14 protein-coding genes and 3 rRNA genes are annotated in these 19,578 nt (G+C 67.4%); 10 read left to right on the forward strand and 7 right to left on the reverse strand.

What is annotated here, in order from left to right:
- Positions 1-3: 3 nt before the first annotated feature.
- From H4W81_RS19325 to H4W81_RS19345, 5 genes are read left to right on the forward strand one after another with little or no spacing between them, the layout of a single operon-like run.
- Positions 4-1,011 carry an ABC transporter permease gene (locus H4W81_RS19325; RefSeq protein ID WP_192776104.1) on the forward strand — a complete coding sequence of 336 codons (1,008 nt, stop codon included), beginning with the start codon at positions 4-6 and terminating at the stop codon, positions 1,009-1,011.
- On the forward strand, positions 1,008-1,901 hold the full coding sequence (locus H4W81_RS19330; RefSeq protein ID WP_192776105.1) for an ABC transporter permease: 894 nt from the start codon (positions 1,008-1,010) through the stop codon (positions 1,899-1,901). The genes H4W81_RS19325 and H4W81_RS19330 overlap by 4 nt, the downstream gene beginning before the upstream one ends.
- A gap of 3 nt (positions 1,902-1,904) precedes the next feature.
- Positions 1,905-2,891 carry an ABC transporter ATP-binding protein gene (locus H4W81_RS19335; protein WP_318781822.1) on the forward strand — a complete coding sequence of 329 codons (987 nt, stop codon included), beginning with the start codon at positions 1,905-1,907 and terminating at the stop codon, positions 2,889-2,891.
- Positions 2,888-3,886 (forward strand): ABC transporter ATP-binding protein, encoded by a 999-nt coding sequence (locus H4W81_RS19340; RefSeq protein ID WP_192776106.1) that lies wholly within the window; start codon positions 2,888-2,890, stop codon positions 3,884-3,886. The genes H4W81_RS19335 and H4W81_RS19340 overlap by 4 nt, the downstream gene beginning before the upstream one ends.
- Positions 3,883-4,716: a GNAT family N-acetyltransferase gene (locus tag H4W81_RS19345; RefSeq protein ID WP_192776107.1), complete on the forward strand. Its 834-nt coding sequence runs from the start codon at positions 3,883-3,885 to the stop codon at positions 4,714-4,716. Before H4W81_RS19340 ends, H4W81_RS19345 begins: the two co-directional genes overlap by 4 nt.
- A 2-nt stretch (positions 4,717-4,718) precedes the next feature.
- Here H4W81_RS19345 and H4W81_RS19350 read toward each other — a convergent pair whose 3' ends face one another.
- The gene (locus H4W81_RS19350; RefSeq protein ID WP_192776108.1) at positions 4,719-5,798 is read right to left on the reverse strand and encodes an exo-beta-N-acetylmuramidase NamZ family protein; all 1,080 of its coding nucleotides are present in this window, start codon (positions 5,796-5,798) and stop codon (positions 4,719-4,721) included.
- Positions 5,799-5,846: 48 nt separating this feature from the next.
- On the opposite strand from H4W81_RS19350, the gene murQ reads away from it, so the two are divergent.
- From murQ to H4W81_RS19365, 3 genes are read left to right on the forward strand one after another with little or no spacing between them, the layout of a single operon-like run.
- Positions 5,847-6,749, forward strand: a complete 903-nt coding sequence (gene murQ, locus H4W81_RS19355) for an N-acetylmuramic acid 6-phosphate etherase (RefSeq protein WP_192776109.1) — start codon at positions 5,847-5,849, stop codon at positions 6,747-6,749.
- A complete protein-coding gene (locus tag H4W81_RS19360) occupies positions 6,739-7,776 on the forward strand; it encodes a serine hydrolase domain-containing protein (RefSeq protein ID WP_192776110.1) in 1,038 nt (345 codons plus the stop codon). The genes murQ and H4W81_RS19360 overlap by 11 nt, the downstream gene beginning before the upstream one ends.
- A complete protein-coding gene (locus H4W81_RS19365) occupies positions 7,773-9,683 on the forward strand; it encodes a S9 family peptidase (protein ID WP_192776111.1) in 1,911 nt (636 codons plus the stop codon). Before H4W81_RS19360 ends, H4W81_RS19365 begins: the two co-directional genes overlap by 4 nt.
- A gap of 75 nt (positions 9,684-9,758) precedes the next feature.
- Here H4W81_RS19365 and H4W81_RS19370 read toward each other — a convergent pair whose 3' ends face one another.
- The 5 genes from H4W81_RS19370 to H4W81_RS19390 form a co-directional block, all read right to left on the reverse strand.
- Positions 9,759-10,643 (reverse strand): TIGR03619 family F420-dependent LLM class oxidoreductase, encoded by an 885-nt coding sequence (locus H4W81_RS19370; protein WP_192776112.1) that lies wholly within the window; start codon positions 10,641-10,643, stop codon positions 9,759-9,761.
- A gap of 463 nt (positions 10,644-11,106) precedes the next feature.
- Positions 11,107-11,223, reverse strand: a 5S ribosomal RNA gene (gene rrf / locus H4W81_RS19375).
- A gap of 60 nt (positions 11,224-11,283) precedes the next feature.
- Positions 11,284-14,387: ribosomal RNA gene (locus H4W81_RS19380) — 23S ribosomal RNA — on the reverse strand.
- 344 nt (positions 14,388-14,731) lie between these two features.
- A 16S ribosomal RNA gene (locus H4W81_RS19385) occupies positions 14,732-16,253 on the reverse strand.
- Together the 16S, 23S and 5S rRNA genes form the textbook arrangement of a ribosomal RNA operon.
- 370 nt (positions 16,254-16,623) lie before the next feature.
- Positions 16,624-17,133 (reverse strand): P-loop nucleotide/nucleoside kinase family protein, encoded by a 510-nt coding sequence (locus H4W81_RS19390; RefSeq protein WP_192776113.1) that lies wholly within the window; start codon positions 17,131-17,133, stop codon positions 16,624-16,626.
- A gap of 24 nt (positions 17,134-17,157) precedes the next feature.
- Between H4W81_RS19390 and H4W81_RS19395 the strand changes: the two genes are divergently transcribed.
- A complete protein-coding gene (locus H4W81_RS19395; protein WP_318781823.1) occupies positions 17,158-18,021 on the forward strand; it encodes an aminoglycoside phosphotransferase/kinase family protein in 864 nt (287 codons plus the stop codon).
- Positions 18,022-18,025: 4 nt separating this feature from the next.
- Positions 18,026-18,361, forward strand: coding sequence for a TFIIB-type zinc ribbon-containing protein (locus H4W81_RS19400; RefSeq protein WP_397129339.1), 336 nt, complete (start codon positions 18,026-18,028; stop codon positions 18,359-18,361).
- Positions 18,362-18,627: 266 nt separating this feature from the next.
- Here H4W81_RS19400 and H4W81_RS19405 read toward each other — a convergent pair whose 3' ends face one another.
- Positions 18,628-19,566: a hypothetical protein gene (locus H4W81_RS19405; RefSeq protein ID WP_192776114.1), complete on the reverse strand. Its 939-nt coding sequence runs from the start codon at positions 19,564-19,566 to the stop codon at positions 18,628-18,630.
- Positions 19,567-19,578: the final 12 nt, after the last annotated feature.

Raw genomic sequence — 19,578 nt, forward strand, 5'->3', positions numbered from 1 at the left:
ACCATGACGGTTATCGCGCGGCGACTCGCGGGCCACCTGGCCCGCGGGTTCGTCATGATCCTCGTGGTCGCCACGATCAGCTTCTTCATCGTCAACAACATCCCCGGCGACCCGGTCGCCGCCCGCTACGAGAAGCTCGTCGAGCAGGGCATGTCGCCGGAGGCGGCGATGCAGGCCACCAAGGTGCTGTACGGCTTCCTGCCGTCGGGCACGATGTGGGAGCAGTACGTCGACTACATGAGCGGCCTGCTCCGCTTCGACCTCGGCGTCTCGGTCACCAGGCCCGGGACCCCCGTACTCGACGTCCTCACCGACGCGGCCAAGTGGACCGTTCTACCGGTGCTGCTCGGCACCCTGCTCAGCTTCCTGGTCGGAGTGATCCTGGGCGTGTACGCGGCGATCAGGCGCACCGGCAAGCTGGGTGACGCGCTGGCCATCTCCGGCTCGCTGCTGCACGGCATCCCGCAGTACGTGCTGGCGATGCTGCTGGTCGTGATCTTCGCGACGCTGATCCCGATCCTCCCCGCCGACGGGCCGGTGGACATCCTGTTCGAGCCGGGCTTCAACGCCGGATATCTCGGCTCGCTGGCCGAGCACGCCGTCCTGCCGGTCGCGACCTACGCGCTGTCGGCCTACGGCGGCTGGATCCTGGCCATGAAGTCCAGCGTGGTGACGGTGCTCGGCGACGACTTCATCCTGGCCGCCGAGCTGCGCGGGATGAAGCGGTCGATCATCTTCCGGTACATCGCGCGCAACGCGATCCTGCCGCTGTTCACGATCCTGGCGCTCTCGCTGGGACTGCTGCTGGGCGGCGCGGTCTTCATCGAGAAGATCTTCAACTATCCGGGTCTCGGGTGGCTGCTCATCGACAGCATCACCCTGCGCGACTACGCCCTCATGGGCGGCGCGTTCCTGCTGATCACCGTGTCGGTCATCGTGGCCAACATCGTGGCCGACCTGTTCTACACCGTGATCGACCCGCGGGTCCGCAGCGGGGAGGAGGCCCGATGAGCATCTTGCTGGAGAGCACCTCGGCGAGCATGCGCCGCAACTTCTGGAACGGCGTCTGGCGCGTCATGAAGCGCAAGCCCAGCCGCATGGTCGGGGTCGTCATCATTCTCGGCTTCGCGTTCATGGGCGTCTTCGGGCCGATGTTCTTCCCCGGCCAGTTGCCGGACAACCCCAACGCCATCACCCAGCCGCCGAGCTGGGAGCACTGGTTCGGCACCGACCCCCAGGGCAGGGACGTGCTCGCGCTGGTCATCACCGGCTCGCGCTACGTGCTGCTCAGCGCCACGGTGACCGCCCTCATCACGGTGGTCCTCGGCACCGCGCTGGGACTGTACTCCGGCTTCAAGCGCGGCCGCTGGGACACGGTGCTCATGCGGATCACCGACATGAAGCTCACGATCCCCGGACTGCCCCTGCTGCTGGTGCTGGCGACGGTGTGGAAGTTCGGCAACCCCATCCAGATGGGGCTGGTGCTCGGCCTGCTCGGCTGGGGCGGGGTGGCCCGAGCCGTCCGCGCGCAGACCCTCTCCCTGCGTGAGCGCGGTTTCATCGAGGCGGCGCGCGGACTCGGTCTGTCCACCTCGCACATCATCGGCAAGGAACTGCTGCCCAGCATGGCCCCCTATATCGCGATGAACATGCTCATCGCGGTGACCGGCGCCGTGTACGCGCAGGTCGGCCTGTTCTTCCTGGGTGTGCTCCCCTACGAGTCGGACAACTGGGGCGTGATGCTCAATCTCGCCGTCTTCCAGGCCGGCGCGATGATCACACCGACCGCCCTCGGCTATCTGCTGGCGCCGCTGCTGGCGATCCTGCTGCTCACGCTGGGGATCGTGCTGGTGGTGGACGCGATGGACGAGATCTTCAACCCCCGGCTGCGCGAGGAGTAGGAAGTGCCGAAACAAGCGCCGGGAGTGCGCATCGACGGCCTCACGGTCGTCTACAAGACCCCGGCGGGCGAGCTGCCCGCCGTACGGGATGTCAGCATGGAGCTGGCGGCCGGCACGATCACCGGCATCGTCGGCGAGTCGGGCTCGGGCAAGTCCACGCTCGCCTTCTCGCTGCTCAACGCGGTCCAACCACCCGGACGCATCAGCGCGGGCAGCGTAGTGATCGACGATCTGGGCGACGTGGTGTCCTTCAGCGGCGAGCGGCTGCGCAAGGCGCGCGGCGCTCACATCGGCTACGTCTTCCAGGCCGCCCAGAACTCGCTCAACCCCCTTAAGACCGTCGGCAAGCAGCTGCTCGACCTGGGCCGCTCGCACGGCGTCGAGGACCTGCGCGGGCTGGTGCGGGAGGCCAAGGAGCTGCTGGGCCGCATGGGCCTGGACGGCGCGCGGGTGCTCGACTCCCACCAGCACGAGCTGTCGGGCGGCATGCGCCAGCGCGTCGGCATCATGCTGGCGCTGGTGCTCAACGCCCACCTGGTCGTGCTCGACGAGCCGACGACCGCGCTCGACATGATCACCCAGTCGACGATCCTGCGGATCATCCGCGAGGTGCACGCCGAGCGCGGGCTGACCACCATGATCATCACTCATGACATCGGCGTGGTCGCCGAGGTCGCCGACCGCCTCGCGGTCATGTACGGCGGGCGCATCGTCGAGCAGGGCCCCACCCGCAAGGTGCTCGCCGACCCGCAGCACCCCTACACGCGCGGCCTGATCAAGGCCATCCCGCGCCTGACGGGTGACATCAACGACGCGCAGGCGCTGCCGGGACGGCCGCCCACGCTGGCCACCGTGCCGAAGGAGGGGTGCGTGTTCAGGGAGCGCTGCTCGCTGCGCATGGACGTGTGCGACACCGTCGATCCCGAGGCGCTCTCCCACGGGGACCGGATCGTCGCCTGCCACGCGGTCAAGGTGAAGGAGCACGCATGATCAGCGGCACGGGCATCACCAAGACGTTCAAGCAGCGCGGCAGCGTGCTGTCCGGACGCACGGTGCAGGCGCTGCGCGGAGTGGACTTCCAGATCCCGAAGGGCGGGGCCGCCTCCTTCATCGGCGAGTCCGGGTGCGGCAAGACCACGCTCGGCAGGATCATCGCGGGTCTCGAGACCTACGACACCGGCGAGATCACCATCGACGGCGTCAGCGTGACCTCGCCGAAGGACCGGCTCTTCCGCAAGGTCCAGATGATCCACCAGGACCCCTACTCCGCGCTGAACCCCACCCGCACCATCCACCAGACGCTGCGGGCCCCGCTGGAGCTGCGCGCCAAGCAGACCCGCCGGCCCAAGTCGTGGATCGACGAGCGCGCCAACGAGGTGCTGTCGCTGGTCGGCCTCGACCCCGGCAGCGTGCTCGGCCGCTACCCGCACCAACTGTCGGGCGGCATGCGCCAGCGCGTGGTCATCGCCCGCGCCCTCACCGTCGACCCCGAGATGCTCGTCGCCGACGAGGCCACCTCCATGATCGACGTCTCGCTCCGGCTCGGCATCCTGGCGCTGCTGAAGGACCTGCGCGAACGCCTCGGCGTGAGCGTGCTGTTCATCACCCACGACGTGGCCACCGCCCGCTACATCGGCGACGACGGCGAGCTGTACGTCATCTACCGGGGACAGGTCGTCGAGCGCGGAGCGGTCGACACGATCATCGCCGATCCCGTGCACCCCTACACCCAGTCGCTGCTGTCGGCCATCCCCGTGCTGCACGGCCTGGAGGAGCCGGGGCCCGAGCCGGTGGTGCCGACCGAGGCGCTGGACGCCGACCACGACGACGCCGGCTGCCTGTTCGCCAGGCGCTGCCCGTTCAGGACCGACGAGTGCGAGACGGGCCGTCCCGTGCTGGGGCTCACCGAAGGCGTCCCGCAGGTGCACGCCTGTTTCCACCCCAGGTCGCGCAAGGTCGTCGCCACCCACCTGGGGCGGGTGTGATCACCACCGCCGAGCTGCCCGCGCTGGGCGAGATCGCCAGGGCGGCGCTCACGCTCGACGCCGACGAGGCCCCCGAGCTGGTCGAACGGCTGGCCGCGCCGCCGCAGACCCGCCGCTGGACGGCGCTGGCCACCGAGGGCGGCTTCGTCATGGCCTCGCTGGCCGAGCGTGAGCCCTCGGTCGGGCACATCGACCTGCTGGCCGTACACCCCGATCATCAGGGCAAGGGGCGCGGACGCGCGCTGCTGGGCGCCGCCGAGGAGTGGCTGCGTGCCGAGGGGGCGACGCAGGCGCGCTTCGCGGGCAACCCGCCCGCCTACGCGTGGCCCGGCATCGACGTGCGATACACCGCCGCCGCCTGCCTGGCCGAGAGCGCGGGCTACGAGCGCTACCACGTCGCGTGGAACATGACAGCCCCGCTGCCGCCTCCCGCCGAGGAGCAGCGCGTACGGCAGGGCGTCACGCTCCACAAGGCCGGCGACCAGGACCGCATGGAGGTCGCCGCCTTCGTCGAGAAGGAGTGGAACGAGCGCTGGGCATGGGAGGCGAGCAGCGCCACAGGACTGCACTACGCCAGGCTCGACGGCCAGATCGCCGCGTTCGCCGCCTGGGGCGCCAGGCCCAGGTGGTTCGGCCCGATGGGCACCTCGCCCGCGGCGCGCGGGCTCGGCCTCGGCGGCGTGCTGCTGCGCCGCTGCCTGGCCGAGCAGTACGCGTCCGGGCTGACCGAGGCGCAGATCGGCTGGGTGGGCCCGCTCCGCTTCTACTCGCGCGCCGCGGGCGCGCGCGCCGAGCGGGTCTTCTGGCTCTACCGGCGCGATCTGCGTTGAGGTCACGCGTACAGGAGCCCGCCCTCGGGGGTGGCGGGCTCAGGGCACAGCTCGCGCGGGTCCCCCCCAGCCGCCAGGCAGCGCGTGAGCGTGTCGGACCCCCACAGCTTGTCGAGGAACGGGGTGGTCGCGAACTCCTCGGGATGCCGCGTACGGGCCAGATGCATCATCGACACCGCCGTCAGCACGGGCCTGAACGTCCGCGCGTCGGTGACGTGCAGCTGCACCCCCCGTACGGCCGTGCCCGCGTGCTTGCCGAACATCGGCATGAACCACAGATCGCGGAAGCGCACCCCTGGCAGGTCGAGGGCGTTGAGCGAGGGGGCGAACCTGTCGTCCAGATACGGCGCCCCGACCAGCTCGAACGGCCTGGTGGTGCCGCGCCCCTCCGACAGGTTGGTGCCCTCGAACAGCCCGGTGCCCGGATAGACGAGCGCCGTGTCGAGCGTGGGCATGTTGACCGAGGGCATCACCCACGGCAGCCCCGTCGCGGCGAACGGCAGATCCCTGCGCCAGCCCTCCGCCCTGATCACCTCGACGCCGGGGTCGAGGGAGCGCGCCAGCTCGCCCACCGTCAGCCCGTGCCTGTTGGGAATCGGCGCGCCGCCCACGAAGCTGGCGAAGGCCGGGTCGAGCAGCGGCCCCTCGGCGACGGTGCCGCCGATCGGGTTGGGCCGGTCCAGCACGACGAAGCGCAGGCCGAGCCGCTTGGCCGACTCCATCATGTCCTTCATCGTCCAGACGTAGGTGTAGAACCTGGCCCCGACGTCGAACAGGTCGAACAGCAGGGTGTCCACCCCCGAGGCGGCCACCAGCTCGTCCAGTTCGGCGCCCTCCTTGAGGTAGGTGTCGTGGACCGGCAGGCCGAAGCTCTCCCCCGACCCCTCGCTGGCGCCGTCCTGCACGGTGCCGCGGATGCCGTGCTCGGGGCTGAAGAGCGCGGTCAGGTTCTCGAGGGCCGCGGGCGTGGGGGTCAGATCTCTCAGGACTCCCGTCTGGTTGGTGATGAGGCCGAGCCTGCCGCCCTTGACCAGGCCGGGATCCGCGGCCAGCCGTTCGGCTCCGGTGCGTACGTAAAACATAGCTGAAGCTTATTTGCATACGAGATGCCAAAGGTGGAAATTAGCGTCATGATTGATCCACTCCCCGAGCTGTCCACGGAGCAGAGCGATCCGCGCTACAGCCAGATCGACCGGCTGCCGACCTCGGAGATCGCCCAGTTGATGAACCAGGCCGACGCCACCGTGCCCGCCGCGGTCGCCGACGTGCTCCCCGACATCACGGCGGCGATCGACGCGATCGCGGCCCGCATGGGGGCGGGAGGGCGGCTGCTCTACGTCGGCGCCGGCACCTCCGGCCGCCTTGCCGTCCTCGACGCCTCGGAGTGCCCGCCCACCTTCGGCACCGACCCCTCACTCGTGCAGGGCGTCATCGCCGGCGGGCTCCCCGCGCTGACCAGGTCGGTGGAGGGAGCGGAGGACGACGTCGCCGCGGGCGAGGAGGCCCTCGCCGAGCTCGAGGTCGGCGCGCTCGACGCGGTCGTGGGCATCTCGGCCAGCGGCAGGGCGCCCTTCGTGCTCGGCGCACTCGCCGAGGCGGCCAGGCGGGGCGCGCTCACCGTGGCGCTGTCGTGCAACCACCGCACGCCCCTCTCGGCCGCCGCCGGGCACGCCATCGAGGTCGTCGTGGGGCCCGAGGTGGTCACCGGCTCGACCAGGCTCAAGGCCGGCACCGCGCAGAAGCTGGTGTTGAACATGATCTCCACGATCTCGATGATCAGGCTGGGCCGTACCTACGGGAACAACATGATCGAGATGTCCGCCATGAACGCGAAGCTGGCCGGGCGCGCGGCCCGGATGGTCAGCGACATCACCGGCGTCTCCCCCGAGACGGCGCGCGAGACGCTGGAGGCCGCGGGCGGCCAGGCGAAGATCGCGGTGGTGATGATCGAGCACGGCGTCGACGCCGACGAGGCCAGGACGCTGCTGGAGTCGCACGGCTCCCGGCTCGGGGAGGTACGACATGCTCGCTGACATCCTGGCCGCCGCCACCCCCTCGGTCGTACCCGCCGCGGTCGCGGTGATCGCCGTGGACGGCGAGGTCGTGGCCGCCGAGGCCGCGGGCGAGCTGGTCCGCTACAGCGACCCCGACGGGACGCTCGCGCCCGTCCGCCCTCCCGCCCGGCGCGACTCGATCTTCGACCTGGCCTCCATCAGCAAGCTGTTCACCACCTCGGTGATCCTCTCGCTGGTGGTGGAGGGCAGGCTCGACCTCGACGCCCCGGTGGCCAGGTGGTTGCCCGCCTTCTACACCGACCGCCGGCGGATCACCCTGCGCCACCTGCTCACGCACACGGCGGGCCTGCAGCCGACGCACCGGGTGGACCACGTCCCGCCCGCCGAGCGCCTGGACACCATCCTCGCCACCCCGATCACCTCGGCGGTCGGCGGACCCTACCTGTACACCGACGTCGGCATGGTCACGGTGGGACGGATCGCGGAGGTCGCGGGAGAGGCGCCGCTGGACGAGCTGGTCCGGACGCGCGTGACGGCGCCGCTGGGCCTCACCGACACCGGCTACCGCCGCCTGCGCGTTTCCGGGGAGCCCGGCCCCGTGCCCGCGGACTTCTCCCGCATCGCCAAGACCGAGTGCCACCGCGCCATCGGAGAGGTGCACGACGAGACCGCCCACTCCCTCGGCGGCGTCGCCGGCCACGCGGGCGTCTTCTCCACCGCCGACGACGTGCTCCGCTTCGGCGAGGCCCTCCGCCTCGGCCACCTCCCGCTCAACGGCGAGATGACCCGCGACCACGGCGTCGAGGGCGCGCCCTTCCGCCACGGCCTCGGCGTCCGCATCGGCGACCCTGCCGTCGTCGGCCCCCTCACCGACGCCTTCGGCCACTCCGGCTTCACCGGCACCTCGCTGGTCGTCGACCCCGTCCACCGGCTGACCGTCGTCCTGCTCACCAACGCGGTCCACCCGGTCCGCGGCCGCCCCGGCATCAGGGAGCTACGCCATGCGGTCGCCGCTGAGGCCCTACGGATAGGGTCTCCGTCATGAAACCCAGCGATCTTTCCCTTTTGCACATTCTCGGCACCCCGAGCGTGTCCCCTGAGGGCACGCACGCGGTCGTCGCCGTCACCCGGCCCGACCTCGAGGCCGACGAATATCGCGGTGAGCTCTGGCTGGTCCCGACCGACGGCTCGGACGAACCCCGCCAGCTGACCGGCGGCCGCCGCGACGCCGAGCCCGCCTACTCCCCCGACGGCAGGTGGCTGGCCTTCACCCGCGCGGAGAACGGCGCCAAGCCCCAGCTGCACGTCATGCCCACCGCGGGCGGCGAGCCCTGGCGGGTCACCGACCAGCCGCTCGGCGCCGGCAAGCCCACGTGGAGCCCCGACTCTCGGCGGCTCGCGTTCGTCGCCCGCGTGCCCGAGGAGGGCAGGTACGGCGACACCAAGCCGGACAAGGAACGCCCCCGCCGCATCACCACCCTGAAGTACCGCCTGGACAACCTCGGCTTCTTCACCGACCGCAGGTCCCACGTCTTCGTCGTCGACCCGTTCGCCTCCCGCACCTCGACCCCGCCCGCCGTCCAGGTGACCGAGGGTGACTACGACCACGACGAGCCTGCCTGGAGCCCCGACGGCGCGCAGCTGGCCTTCGCCGCCGCCCGCCACGACGGCCGCGAGCTCGACCACTACTCCGACCTGTGGGCGTGCGCGCCCGACGGCACCGGCCTGCGCCGGATCACCGACACCACCCTCTCGGTCGGACTGCCCCGCTTCACCCCTGACGGCGGCACCCTCTGCTTCGTCGCCGCCCAGCCGGGACAGAACGGCCGCACCCTGATCGCCAGGCACCACGGCGTCTACTCTGTGCCCGCCGACGGCTCCGCCGCCCCACGCCGCCTCACCGCCGCCGAGCCGTACCACCTGGCCCGCAACGGCACCATCGTCGCCACGGCCGACGGCGTGCTGTTCCCCTCCGAGAACCGCGGCGCCTGCGACCTGTTGCTGGTGCCGTACGACGGGGGTGAGCCCACGGTCCTCATCTCGGGCAGGCGCGAGGTCCTCGCGCCCGCCCACGCCGCGGGCACCACCGTCGCCATCGTCGCCGACCAGAACAGCCCCGGCGAGCTCGTCGTGCTGCGCGACGGCAAGGAGCGCACGGTCACCTCCTTCTCCGCCATCACCCCGCTCCCGCCCGAGGAGATCAACACCACCGCTCCCGACGGCCACCCCGTCCACGGCTGGGTGGTCCGCCCCGCGGGCGAGGGCCCGCACCCCACGCTGCTGATGATCCACGGCGGACCCTTCACCCAGTACGGCTGGCACCTCTTCGACGAGGCCCAGGTCTACGCCGCGGCCGGGTACGCCGTCGTCATGGGCAACCCGCGCGGCTCCTCCGGCTACGGCCAGGCCCACGGCGCCGCCGTCCTCGGCGACGTCGGCAACGTCTCGGCGGCCGACCTGCTCGCCCTGCTGGACGCCGCCCTCGACACCGGCGGCCTGGACGCCGACCGGGTGGGCGTCCAGGGCGGCTCGCACGGCGGCTACATGACCACCTGGCTGGCCGCCCACCACGGCGACCGGTTCAAGGCGGCGATCAGCGAGCGGGCCGTCAACGCGATCGACAGCTTCCACGGCTCCAGCGACATCGGCTGGTGGTTCGCCCACGATCTCTACGGCGCCGAGCCGGGCGGGTGGCGCGAGCAGAGCCCGTTGAGCCACGCCGACCGGATCGAGATGCCCTTCCTGATCATCCACTCGGAGAACGACTGGCGCTGCCCTGTGGAGCAGGCGCAACGACTGTTCGTCGCGCTGAAGCTGCGGGGGGTGGAGACGGAGATGCTGCTGTTCCCCGGCGAGGGACACGAGATGTCCCGCTCGGGCCTGCCCAGCCATCGCCTGGCCCGCTTCGAGGCCATCCTCGACTGGTGGAACCGCCACCTGTCCACGACGTGACGCCTCCGGTGCCCGGCGTGGCCGGGCACCGGAATGGCCGGGCACCCCGGGCACCGATCGACCCTTCCGGTGGGTTCAGGGAGCCAGCGCCTCCAGCGCCTCCTCGGCCCTGCGCATGGCCTCCTCCGGGTCGGCGGTCACGATCGCGGGGTCGAAGTTCAGGTCGTGGAACACCTCCGTCACCCCCTGCTCGGCCAGCGCCGCCACATCCTGCCGGATCTTCTCGTACGGCCCGCTCAACGGCGGCCCGTCGACGGCATCACTCACCTTGGTGACGCCTCTGCACACGAACCGCAACACCTCGGGGTCGCGTCCCGCCTCACGGGCGGCCGCCTTTACAACGTAGATTTTCTCCGCGATGCCCGCCAGGTCCTCCCTGCTCGCGCTCACCCAGCCGTCCGCCAGCCGTCCCGCCCTTCTCAGCGCGACCTCGGCGCCACCACCGAGCAGCAGCGGCGGCACCGGCGACGGCTTCGGGTCCATGTGCGCGGCCGGGACCCGGTAGAACTCCCCTTCGTGCCGGATCACCTCGTCGCGCCAGCACGCGCGCAACACCTCGACGAACTCCTCGCCCCTGCGCCCGCGCTTGGCGAAGTCGACCCCCATCGCCTCGAACTCCTCGGGCAGCCAACCCAGCCCCAGCCCGAACGTCACCCGCCCGCCGGAGACCTCCTGCAGCGTCGCCACCTGCTTGGCCACCAGCACGGGCGGCTCGAAGATGTTCACCAGCGCCACGCCGAGGCGGATCGTCTCGGTGACTCCGGCCAGGTAGGCCAGGGCGACGAGGGGATCGTGCACCCTGCGATAGGTCGCCCCCATCCGATGGCCTTCGGGGTAGAGGAGCCGCTGGAAGGTCCACAGCTCGTGGTAGCCCAGCTCTTCGGCCCGGATGGCGATCCTGCGCAGGTTGTCCCGCGTGGCCCATGGCCCCGACACCGGGGCGGCGAATCCGATCCTCATGAACCGCCACCCTAGAACACCCCGTTCTCCCGGCTGCCGGCAGTGTGGCTCCGCCGTCCCAGTACCGGTTCCGATCAGTAAGGTGGTTTCCACGTCCGCCGGTTGCTCGTTGGAGGTGACCATGGGCGCCACGGTCCCCGGCCGGGACCTACAGCCAACCTCCAGATAGGGGAACGCCTCCATCGAGTGCGTGCAGCGGCCGTTGAGGCATCACCCCGGACACACGAAAAACGGGTCCCGCCACCTAGGGCGGAGGGTTCTCAAAATCCTCGGTGTCACGGGGCCCTCGGTGTCACCGGGCCCTCGGTCACGGGGCAGAAGCAACAGCCGCGGCCATGACGCCACCACAAACAGGCCCGGCACACGAAAAAAGGGGGGTCCCGCCCACACGGCAGAACCCCCCGACAACGAGAAAAGGGGCCCCACCAGACGGTGGAACCCCAACTCCCATAATGTAAAGATTGCGCGGCGGCGACCTACTCTCCCACACCCTCCCGAGTGCAGTACCATCGGCGCTGCAGAGCTTAACTTCCGGGTTCGGAATGTAACCGGGTGTTTCCCCTGCGCTATAACCGCCGCAACCCCATGAGACAGTGCTTGTTGTCTCAGAATTGCGTAGTGGACGCGAGCAAGATGCTTTGTGGTCAAGTCCTCGGCCTATTAGTACCGGTCAGCTCCACACGTTACCGTGCTTCCACCTCCGGCCTATCAACCCGGTCGTCTACCGGGAGCCTTACCCACTCTCGTGGTGGGAGACCTCATCTCAAGGCGAGCTTCCCGCTTAGATGCTTTCAGCGGTTATCCCTTCCGAACGTAGCCAACCAGCCGTGCACCTGGCGGTACAACTGGCACACCAGAGGTTCGTCCGTCCCGGTCCTCTCGTACTAGGGACAGCCCCTTTCAAGTCTCCTGCGCGCGCAGCGGATAGGGACCGAACTGTCTCGCGACGTTCTAAACCCAGCTCGCGTACCGCTTTAATGGGCGAACAGCCCAACCCTTGGGACCTACTCCAGCCCCAGGATGCGACGAGCCGACATCGAGGTGCCAAACCATCCCGTCGATATGGACTCTTGGGGAAGATCAGCCTGTTATCCCCGGGGTACCTTTTAGCCGTTGAGCGACGGCGCTTCCACATGCCACCGCCGGATCACTAGTCCCAGCTTTCGCTCCTGCTCGACCCGTCAGTCTCACAGTCAAGCTCCCTTGTGCACTTACACTCGACACCTGATTGCCAACCAGGCTGAGGGAACCTTTGGGCGCCTCCGTTACTCTTTAGGAGGCAACCGCCCCAGTTAAACTACCCACCAGACACTGTCCCCGATCCGGATCACGGACCAGAGTTAGACGTTCAAAACGACCAGAGTGGTATTTCACCAATGACTCCACCCGAACTAGCGTCCGAGCTTCACAGTCTCCCACCTATCCTACACAAGACGCTCCAAACGCCAATGTCAAGCTGTAGTGAAGGTCCCGGGGTCTTTCCGTCCTGCTGCGCGTAACGAGCATCTTTACTCGTAGTGCAATTTCGCCGGGTCTGCGGTTGAGACAGCGGGGAAGTCGTTACGCCATTCGTGCAGGTCGGAACTTACCCGACAAGGAATTTCGCTACCTTAGGATGGTTATAGTTACCACCGCCGTTTACCGGCGCTTAAGTTCTCACCTTCGCCACTTGCGTGGCTAAGCGGTCCCCTTAACGTTCCGGCACCGGGCAGGCGTCAGTCCGTATACATCGTCTTACGACTTCGCACGGACCTGTGTTTTTAGTAAACAGTCGCTTCCCCCTGGCCACTGCGACCCCCACCAGCTCAGAAAGCTAGTTTCATCACCAGCAGAGGTCCCCCTTCTCCCGAAGTTACGGGGGCAATTTGCCGAGTTCCTTAACCACAGTTCACCCGATCGCCTTGGTATTCTCTACCTGACCACCTGAGTCGGTTTAGGGTACGGGCCGCCACAACACTCGCTAGAGGCTTTTCTCGGCAGCATAGGATCATCCACTTCGCCACAATCGGCTCGGCATCACATCTCAGGATACGTGTGTCGCGGATTTGCCTACGACACTCCCTACATGCTTACCCCAGGAACAACCATCGCCTGGGTTGGACTACCTTCCTGCGTCACCCCATCGCTTACCTACTACCCGATCGGATCGAGCGTTCACTCTGACGGCTGCCCCGAAGGGCGTGCCCGAGCTAAGGACTCTTAGCATCACGAGGTTCGATATGGGCGCGTTAAAGCGGGTACGGGAATATCAACCCGTTGTCCATCGACTACGCCTGTCGGCCTCGCCTTAGGTCCCGACTTACCCTGGGCGGATTAGCCTGGCCCAGGAACCCTTGGTCATCCGGCGGCAGGGTTTCTCACCCTGCATTCGCTACTCATGCCTGCATTCTCACTCGCACAGCCTCCACAACTAGATCACTCTGCTGCTTCGCCGGCTGCACGACGCTCCCCTACCCATCAACCCCGCAAGGGGGTCAATGCCACGACTTCGGCGGTGTACTTGAGCCCCGCTACATTGTCGGCGCGGAATCACTTGACCAGTGAGCTATTACGCACTCTTTCAAGGATGGCTGCTTCTAAGCCAACCTCCTGGTTGTCTCTGCGACTCCACATCCTTTCCCACTTAGCACACGCTTAGGGGCCTTAGTCGGTGATCTGGGCTGTTTCCCTCTCGACTACGGAGCTTATCCCCCGCAGTCTCACTGCCACGCTCTCACTTACCGGCATTCGGAGTTTGGCTGACGTCAGTAACCTTGTCGGGCCCATCGGCCATCCAGTGCTCTACCTCCGGCAAGAAACACGTGACGCTGCACCTAAATGCATTTCGGGGAGAACCAGCTATCACGGAGTTTGATTGGCCTTTCACCCCTACACACAGGTCATCCCCCAGGTTTTCAACCCTGGTGGGTTCGGTCCTCCACGAGGTCTTACCCTCGCTTCAACCTGCCCATGCGTAGATCACTCCGCTTCGGGTCTACAGCATGCGACTCAAACGCCCTATTCAGACTCGCTTTCGCTACGGCTCCCCCACACGGGTTAACCTCGCCACACACCATAACTCGCAGGCTCATTCTTCAAAAGGCACGCAGTCACATCACAGCCGTCCGAAGACGACTAAGCTCCTACGGCTTGTAGGCACACGGTTTCAGGTACTATTTCACGACCCCTCACCGGGGCACTTTTCACCTTTCCCTCACGGTACTAGTGCACTATCGGTCATCAGGGAGTATTTAGGCTTACCAGGTGGTCCTGGCAGATTCACACAGGATTTCTCGGGCCCCGTGCTACTTGGGATCCCCTTCAGGAGTCCATCCGATTTCGTCTACCCGGCTCTCACGGTCTACGGCGCCCCTTCCCAGAGGCTTCAACTATCGGAAGGATTTCTTACTCCTCGAAGAAGCGGCAGCTCCTTCAGAAAGGTCCCACGACCCCGCTTGCGCAACGCCTGCCGGCTATCACACGCAAACGGTTTAGCCTGATCCGCTTTCGCTCACCACTACTCACGGAATCACTGTTGTTTTCTCTTCCTACGGGTACTGAGATGTTTCACTTCCCCGCGTTACCACCAACCGCCCTATACATTCAGGCGGAGGCAACACCACATGACTGGTGCTAGGTTTCCCCATTCGGACATCCCCGGATCAACGTCTGGTTGGCGACTCCCCGAGGCTTAACGCAGCCTCCCACGTCCTTCATCGGCTCCTGATGCCAAGGCATCCACCGTGTGCCCTAAAAAACTTGGCCACAAAGATGCTCGCGTCCACTATGCAAATCTCAAACAACAAACAGCAACCACATCCCGACCAGGCATAACCTGGTCGTTCAGTGGTCCTGTGCTCCAGAAGAAGCAAGACCCGCAACCTCGCAAGGCTGCAGGGCCCGTTTCCTCAGGACCCAACAGTGTGTCCAACCAGTCCCAGCCCCCTCACGACCGTTCCCACTCCCTCTCGCGAGGGCGGTACTGAACCGCAGGCAACCAGACCTGGTTGAGTAGCCAGTGCTCCACTAATGAGCTGCCGAGCATCAGACGTTCGCTGATGACCTCGACGTAGGCCGGAGACTGTCGCCTCCAACCAGATGCTCCTTAGAAAGGAGGTGATCCAGCCGCACCTTCCGGTACGGCTACCTTGTTACGACTTCGTCCCAATCGCCAGCCCCACCTTCGACCGCTCCCCCCAGCAAGCTGGTTGGGCCACGGGCTTCGGGTGTTGCCGACTTTCGTGACGTGACGGGCGGTGTGTACAAGGCCCGGGAACGTATTCACCGCAGCGTTGCTGATCTGCGATTACTAGCGACTCCGACTTCATGGGGTCGAGTTGCAGACCCCAATCCGAACTGAGACCGGCTTTTAGGGATTCGCTCCACCTCGCGGTATCGCAACCCTCTGTACCGGCCATTGTAGCATGTTTGCAGCCCAAGACATAAGGGGCATGATGACTTGACGTCATCCCCACCTTCCTCCGAGTTGACCCCGGCAGTCCCCCATGAGTCCCCACCACCCCGAAGGGCGTGCTGGCAACATGGAGCAAGGGTTGCGCTCGTTGCGGGACTTAACCCAACATCTCACGACACGAGCTGACGACAGCCATGCACCACCTGTCACCCAGTCCGAAGAGGGCCACATCTCTGCAGCTTTCCGGGCGATGTCAAGCCTTGGTAAGGTTCTTCGCGTTGCGTCGAATTAAGCAACATGCTCCGCCGCTTGTGCGGGCCCCCGTCAATTCCTTTGAGTTTTAGCCTTGCGGCCGTACTCCCCAGGCGGGGCGCTTAATGCGTTAGCTCCGGCACGGAGATCGTGGAAGACCCCCACACCTAGCGCCCAACGTTTACAGCGTGGACTACCAGGGTATCTAATCCTGTTCGCTCCCCACGCTTTCGCTCCTCAGCGTCAGGTAAGGCCCAGAGAACCGCCTTCGCCACCGGTGTTCCTCCTGATATCTGCGCATTTCACCGCTACACCAGGAATTCCGTTCTCCCCTACCTACCTCTAGCCAGCCCGTATCCACCGCAGACCCGCAGTTAAGCTGCGAGCTTTCACGGCAGACGCGACAAGCCACCTACGAGCTCTTTACGCCCAATAATTCCGGACAACGCTTGCGCCCTACGTATTACCGCGGCTGCTGGCACGTAGTTAGCCGGCGCTTCTTCTGCAGGTACACGTCAACTTCGTCCCTGCTGAAAGAGGTTTACAACCCGAAGGCCGTCATCCCCCACGCGGCGTCGCTGCGTCAGGCTTTCGCCCATTGCGCAATATTCCCCACTGCTGCCTCCCGTAGGAGTCTGGGCCGTGTCTCAGTCCCAGTGTGGCCGGTCGCCCTCTCAGGCCGGCTACCCGTCGTCGCCTTGGTAGGCCACTACCCCACCAACAAGCTGATAGGCCGCGAGCCCATCCCCAACCGAAAAAACTTTCCACCACCACCCGATGCCGGGGGCGGTCGTATCCGGTATTAGACCCAGTTTCCCGGGCTTATCCCAGAGTCAGGGGCAGGTTGCTCACGTGTTACTCACCCGTTCGCCGCTCGAGTACCCCGAAGGGCCTTTCCGCTCGACTTGCATGTGTTAAGCACGCCGCCAGCGTTCGTCCTGAGCCAGGATCAAACTCTCCAAACAATGTTTGAGAATTTCTCCCGGCTGAAACATGAATGTTCCAACCAAAGGAATCCGTCCAATGGACGGGGTTGTGCATCATGCACTGGCTTTTAACACACTGTTGAGTTCTCAAGAAACGGACGCGTTCACCGTCACCCACCCGGTGGCGCTCGCTTCGTTATGTCGTTATTCTTTCAGTCTTCGCGGTCCGAGTCAAATTGACTCTTTTCGCGAATCCTTCGGAAATTTCCACCGCCCCGTTTCCCGGGCGACTCCTCAAACCTACGCCGACATCTGATTTCTGTCGAACCGGCCCGAGGAGGGCAGCCGACGGCCAACGCCGGCTGGGTGGGACTGGTGAACTCTATGTACGCCTCCGCCACCCGTCAAATCAACGCCCGCCATTCCGGTCAGAGGCGTCAAAGAGGGACAGTTCGTCCTCGGCGGGAGCCTCGAAGAGCGCGGCGTATCCCGCCATCATGGCCCTGGTGATCGGTGCCGCTCCCCAACCGCCCGCTGCCGTCCGCTCCTCGACCCTGCGGCACAGCTCCTCCAGCCGCACGTCCAGGTAGCGCAGCTCCACGGGGACGCCGAGCGCCCGCGCGGCGAGCCGTTTCTCGTCCCGCTCCGCACGCCCCCAGAAGCCGAACTCGAGGATCACGCTCACGCCAAGGTCCAGCAGTTCCTCCGCGTGCCGCCAGAGCCGCCGCTCCAGCAGGTCGCGCGCGGCCTCGTCGAACAGATCGGTCCCAAGCGCCGCCAGCCATTCGTCGGGGCAGAGCCGTACGGCTGGCAGCTCGGCGGCCAGCCGCCGGGCCAGAGTCGTCTTCCCCGACCCTGGTAGCCCGCAGAGCAGGACCAACCGGGCGGAACCCCGTTGCCCGGTCGTGGAGAACGGCATCGAATCACCTCATAGTCTGTGCGCGTGGATCTCGAGGCAGAGCTGGCGCGCATGGCGGGCGCGTACGGCGGGACCGGCGCGCCCGTCACCCATCCGACCAGAAGCGACGTGGTGGTCGTGCGCCGCGGCGAGGTGGTGGTGAAGGCGCACTCGGTCCGCGACGATCCCGAGTTGCTCCGGATGCGGTTGAAGGCCGCCAACGCGCCCGCGCTGACCGGGCTGCTGCTCGCCTCGCTCGACCCCGAGGTGCACACGCTAGACGGCAGGGCGGTGACCGTGTGGCCCACCGGGGTGCCGGTGGCCCGCGACGACCCCGACGCCGCGCCGTGGGAGGAGGGCGCGCGCCTGCTCGCGCGGCTGCACGCCGTACCTCTCACGATGTTGCCGCCGCTGCCGGAGGCCGCGGGGCCGGCGCGGATGGCGCGGGCGGTGGCCGCGATGCCGGGGGACGGCGCCGCCCAGCGGGTGGTACGGCGGGCGCACGCCGCCCTCCCCGAGCCCGAGCCGGTCCCCCGCCTGCTCACCCACGGCGACTGGCACCTCGGACAGCTGGTGCGAAGGGACGACAGGTGGCTCATGATCGACGTGGACGACCTGGGGACCGGCGACCCCGCGTGGGATCTGGCCAGACCCGCCGCCTGGTACGCCGCGGGACTGCTCGAACCCGAGCTCTGGAGCCGGTTCCTCGACTCCTACCTGGCCTCGGGCGGTCCCGCGCTCGATCCAGGCGACCCATGGGCGCGGCTCGACCTGCCCGCGAGGGCGCTGACCGTCCAGCTCGCCGCCGTGGCCGTCGCCCATGCCGAAGCCGAGAAGCGGGAACTGGACGATGTGGAGCAATCGTTGGTCCAGTCGTGCGGCAGGATTGTCGGCCTCAACCAAGGCTGACATAGTGGCGCACGCACGACCGAGGAAAATCCCGCCCGAGGGCAAGGAGATCAACCTGATGCAGTGCCCCAAGTGCCGCGGCAACATGCGGACTTACGAGCGCAACGGGGTCCACATCGAGCAGTGCGAGAACTGCCGAGGGATCTTCCTGGACTATGGCGAGCTGGAGACCCTGACTCGCATGGAGTCCCAGTACCACACCCCGCCCGCCGCGCCGCCTCCCCCGCACGGCGCCCCCGCGGCTCCCGCCTGGGGCGCGCCCGCTCCGCACTACGGTGGCGGGCACTACGGTCACCGGCGCAAGAAGGACAGCTTCCTCGGGATGCTGTTCTCCTCCTAGGACCTGGTGAAAGGGCCGCGACCTCGACAGGGGTCGCGGCCCTTCCTTGTCGGCCCGAGTCGTTCGGATCGCCCGAGGACGCCCCAGGCCGGCGCATCAGCCGAGGGTCGCCGGCGCGGCCGAGGCCGGAGGGAGCCAGCCGAGGTAGTCCTGGACCGACCGGGACCAGGCCGGGCCGGCGGGGTGTCAGGCCGATGCCAGGCGTGCCGGCCGATGCCAGGCGGGGGACCGACATCAGGCCGATGTCCGGCCCGGGTGGCCGGGGTTCAGCCGGGGAAGGATTCTGGGTCGACCGTCGCCGTGGGGGCGTTGCCGCCGCTCACCATGTGGAGGGTGACCCGCCAGTCGTGCCACCTGATCTGGGTGGAGGTGTAGGTCGTCCGGTACCGCACCGACTTCTCGAACCGCTCGAAGCTGCACGAACGGGTGAACGCCCGCCCGTCCCAGTCGGCGCCGTGGGTGAAGTACACCTCGTACGTCCCGTCGCGCACGCCTCGCACCTTGAACGACGACTTCCTGCGCACGTAGACGCTGAACGCCTTCGCCTTGCCGCGCAGCACGGTGACCACCGCGTCACGGGAGGCGCCGTTGTCGATCTGCAGGGAGCCGCGCCCGGTGCGCTGCCCGCTGCGCAGGAACGTGCCGTTGGCCAGGCGCCTGTTCTGCTTCTTGGCCACCTTCACCGGCACGACGTCGGCCGGGTAGTCGCCGAGCGCCCGCAGCGCCTTCCCGGTCTGGTCGAGGGCCTGGAGTTTGCCCGACAGGTCGGCGAACACGCCGCCCGCCGTACAGACGGTCCTGTCGCCCACCCTGCCGAGTGTGGTGCCCAGTTCGGTGGTGAAGTCGCGCAGGCTGGCGACGTACGCCTCGTGCTGGACCCTCGCCTCCACGGGCGGCGCGAGAGCCGACAGGCTCTGCGCGGCCCCGCGCAGGGTCTCTTCGGCACGTTCCACGCGGTCGTCGAGCGTCTTGATGGTCTTGGCGGCGGCCACGTCCGAGAGCGCGTCGCGCACGCCGTCGCGCTGCTTACCCAGCGCGCCTCGGTAGGCGTCGGCGGTGAGCGCGGTGGGCGTGGAGGCTCCGGTGGAAGGACTGGCGACGCCGGAGGCCGCCGGTTCCCCCGCGCCCTGGACCGTGGAGGTGCAGGCGGTCAAGGCCAGCGTCGCCACGACGAGCGTGCAGGAGATCAACCGGGGGGCAACCATCTGCCACACTAT

The sequence above is a fragment of the Nonomuraea africana genome, from assembly GCF_014873535.1.
GTDB classification, from domain to species: Bacteria; Actinomycetota; Actinomycetes; order Streptosporangiales; family Streptosporangiaceae; genus Nonomuraea; species Nonomuraea africana.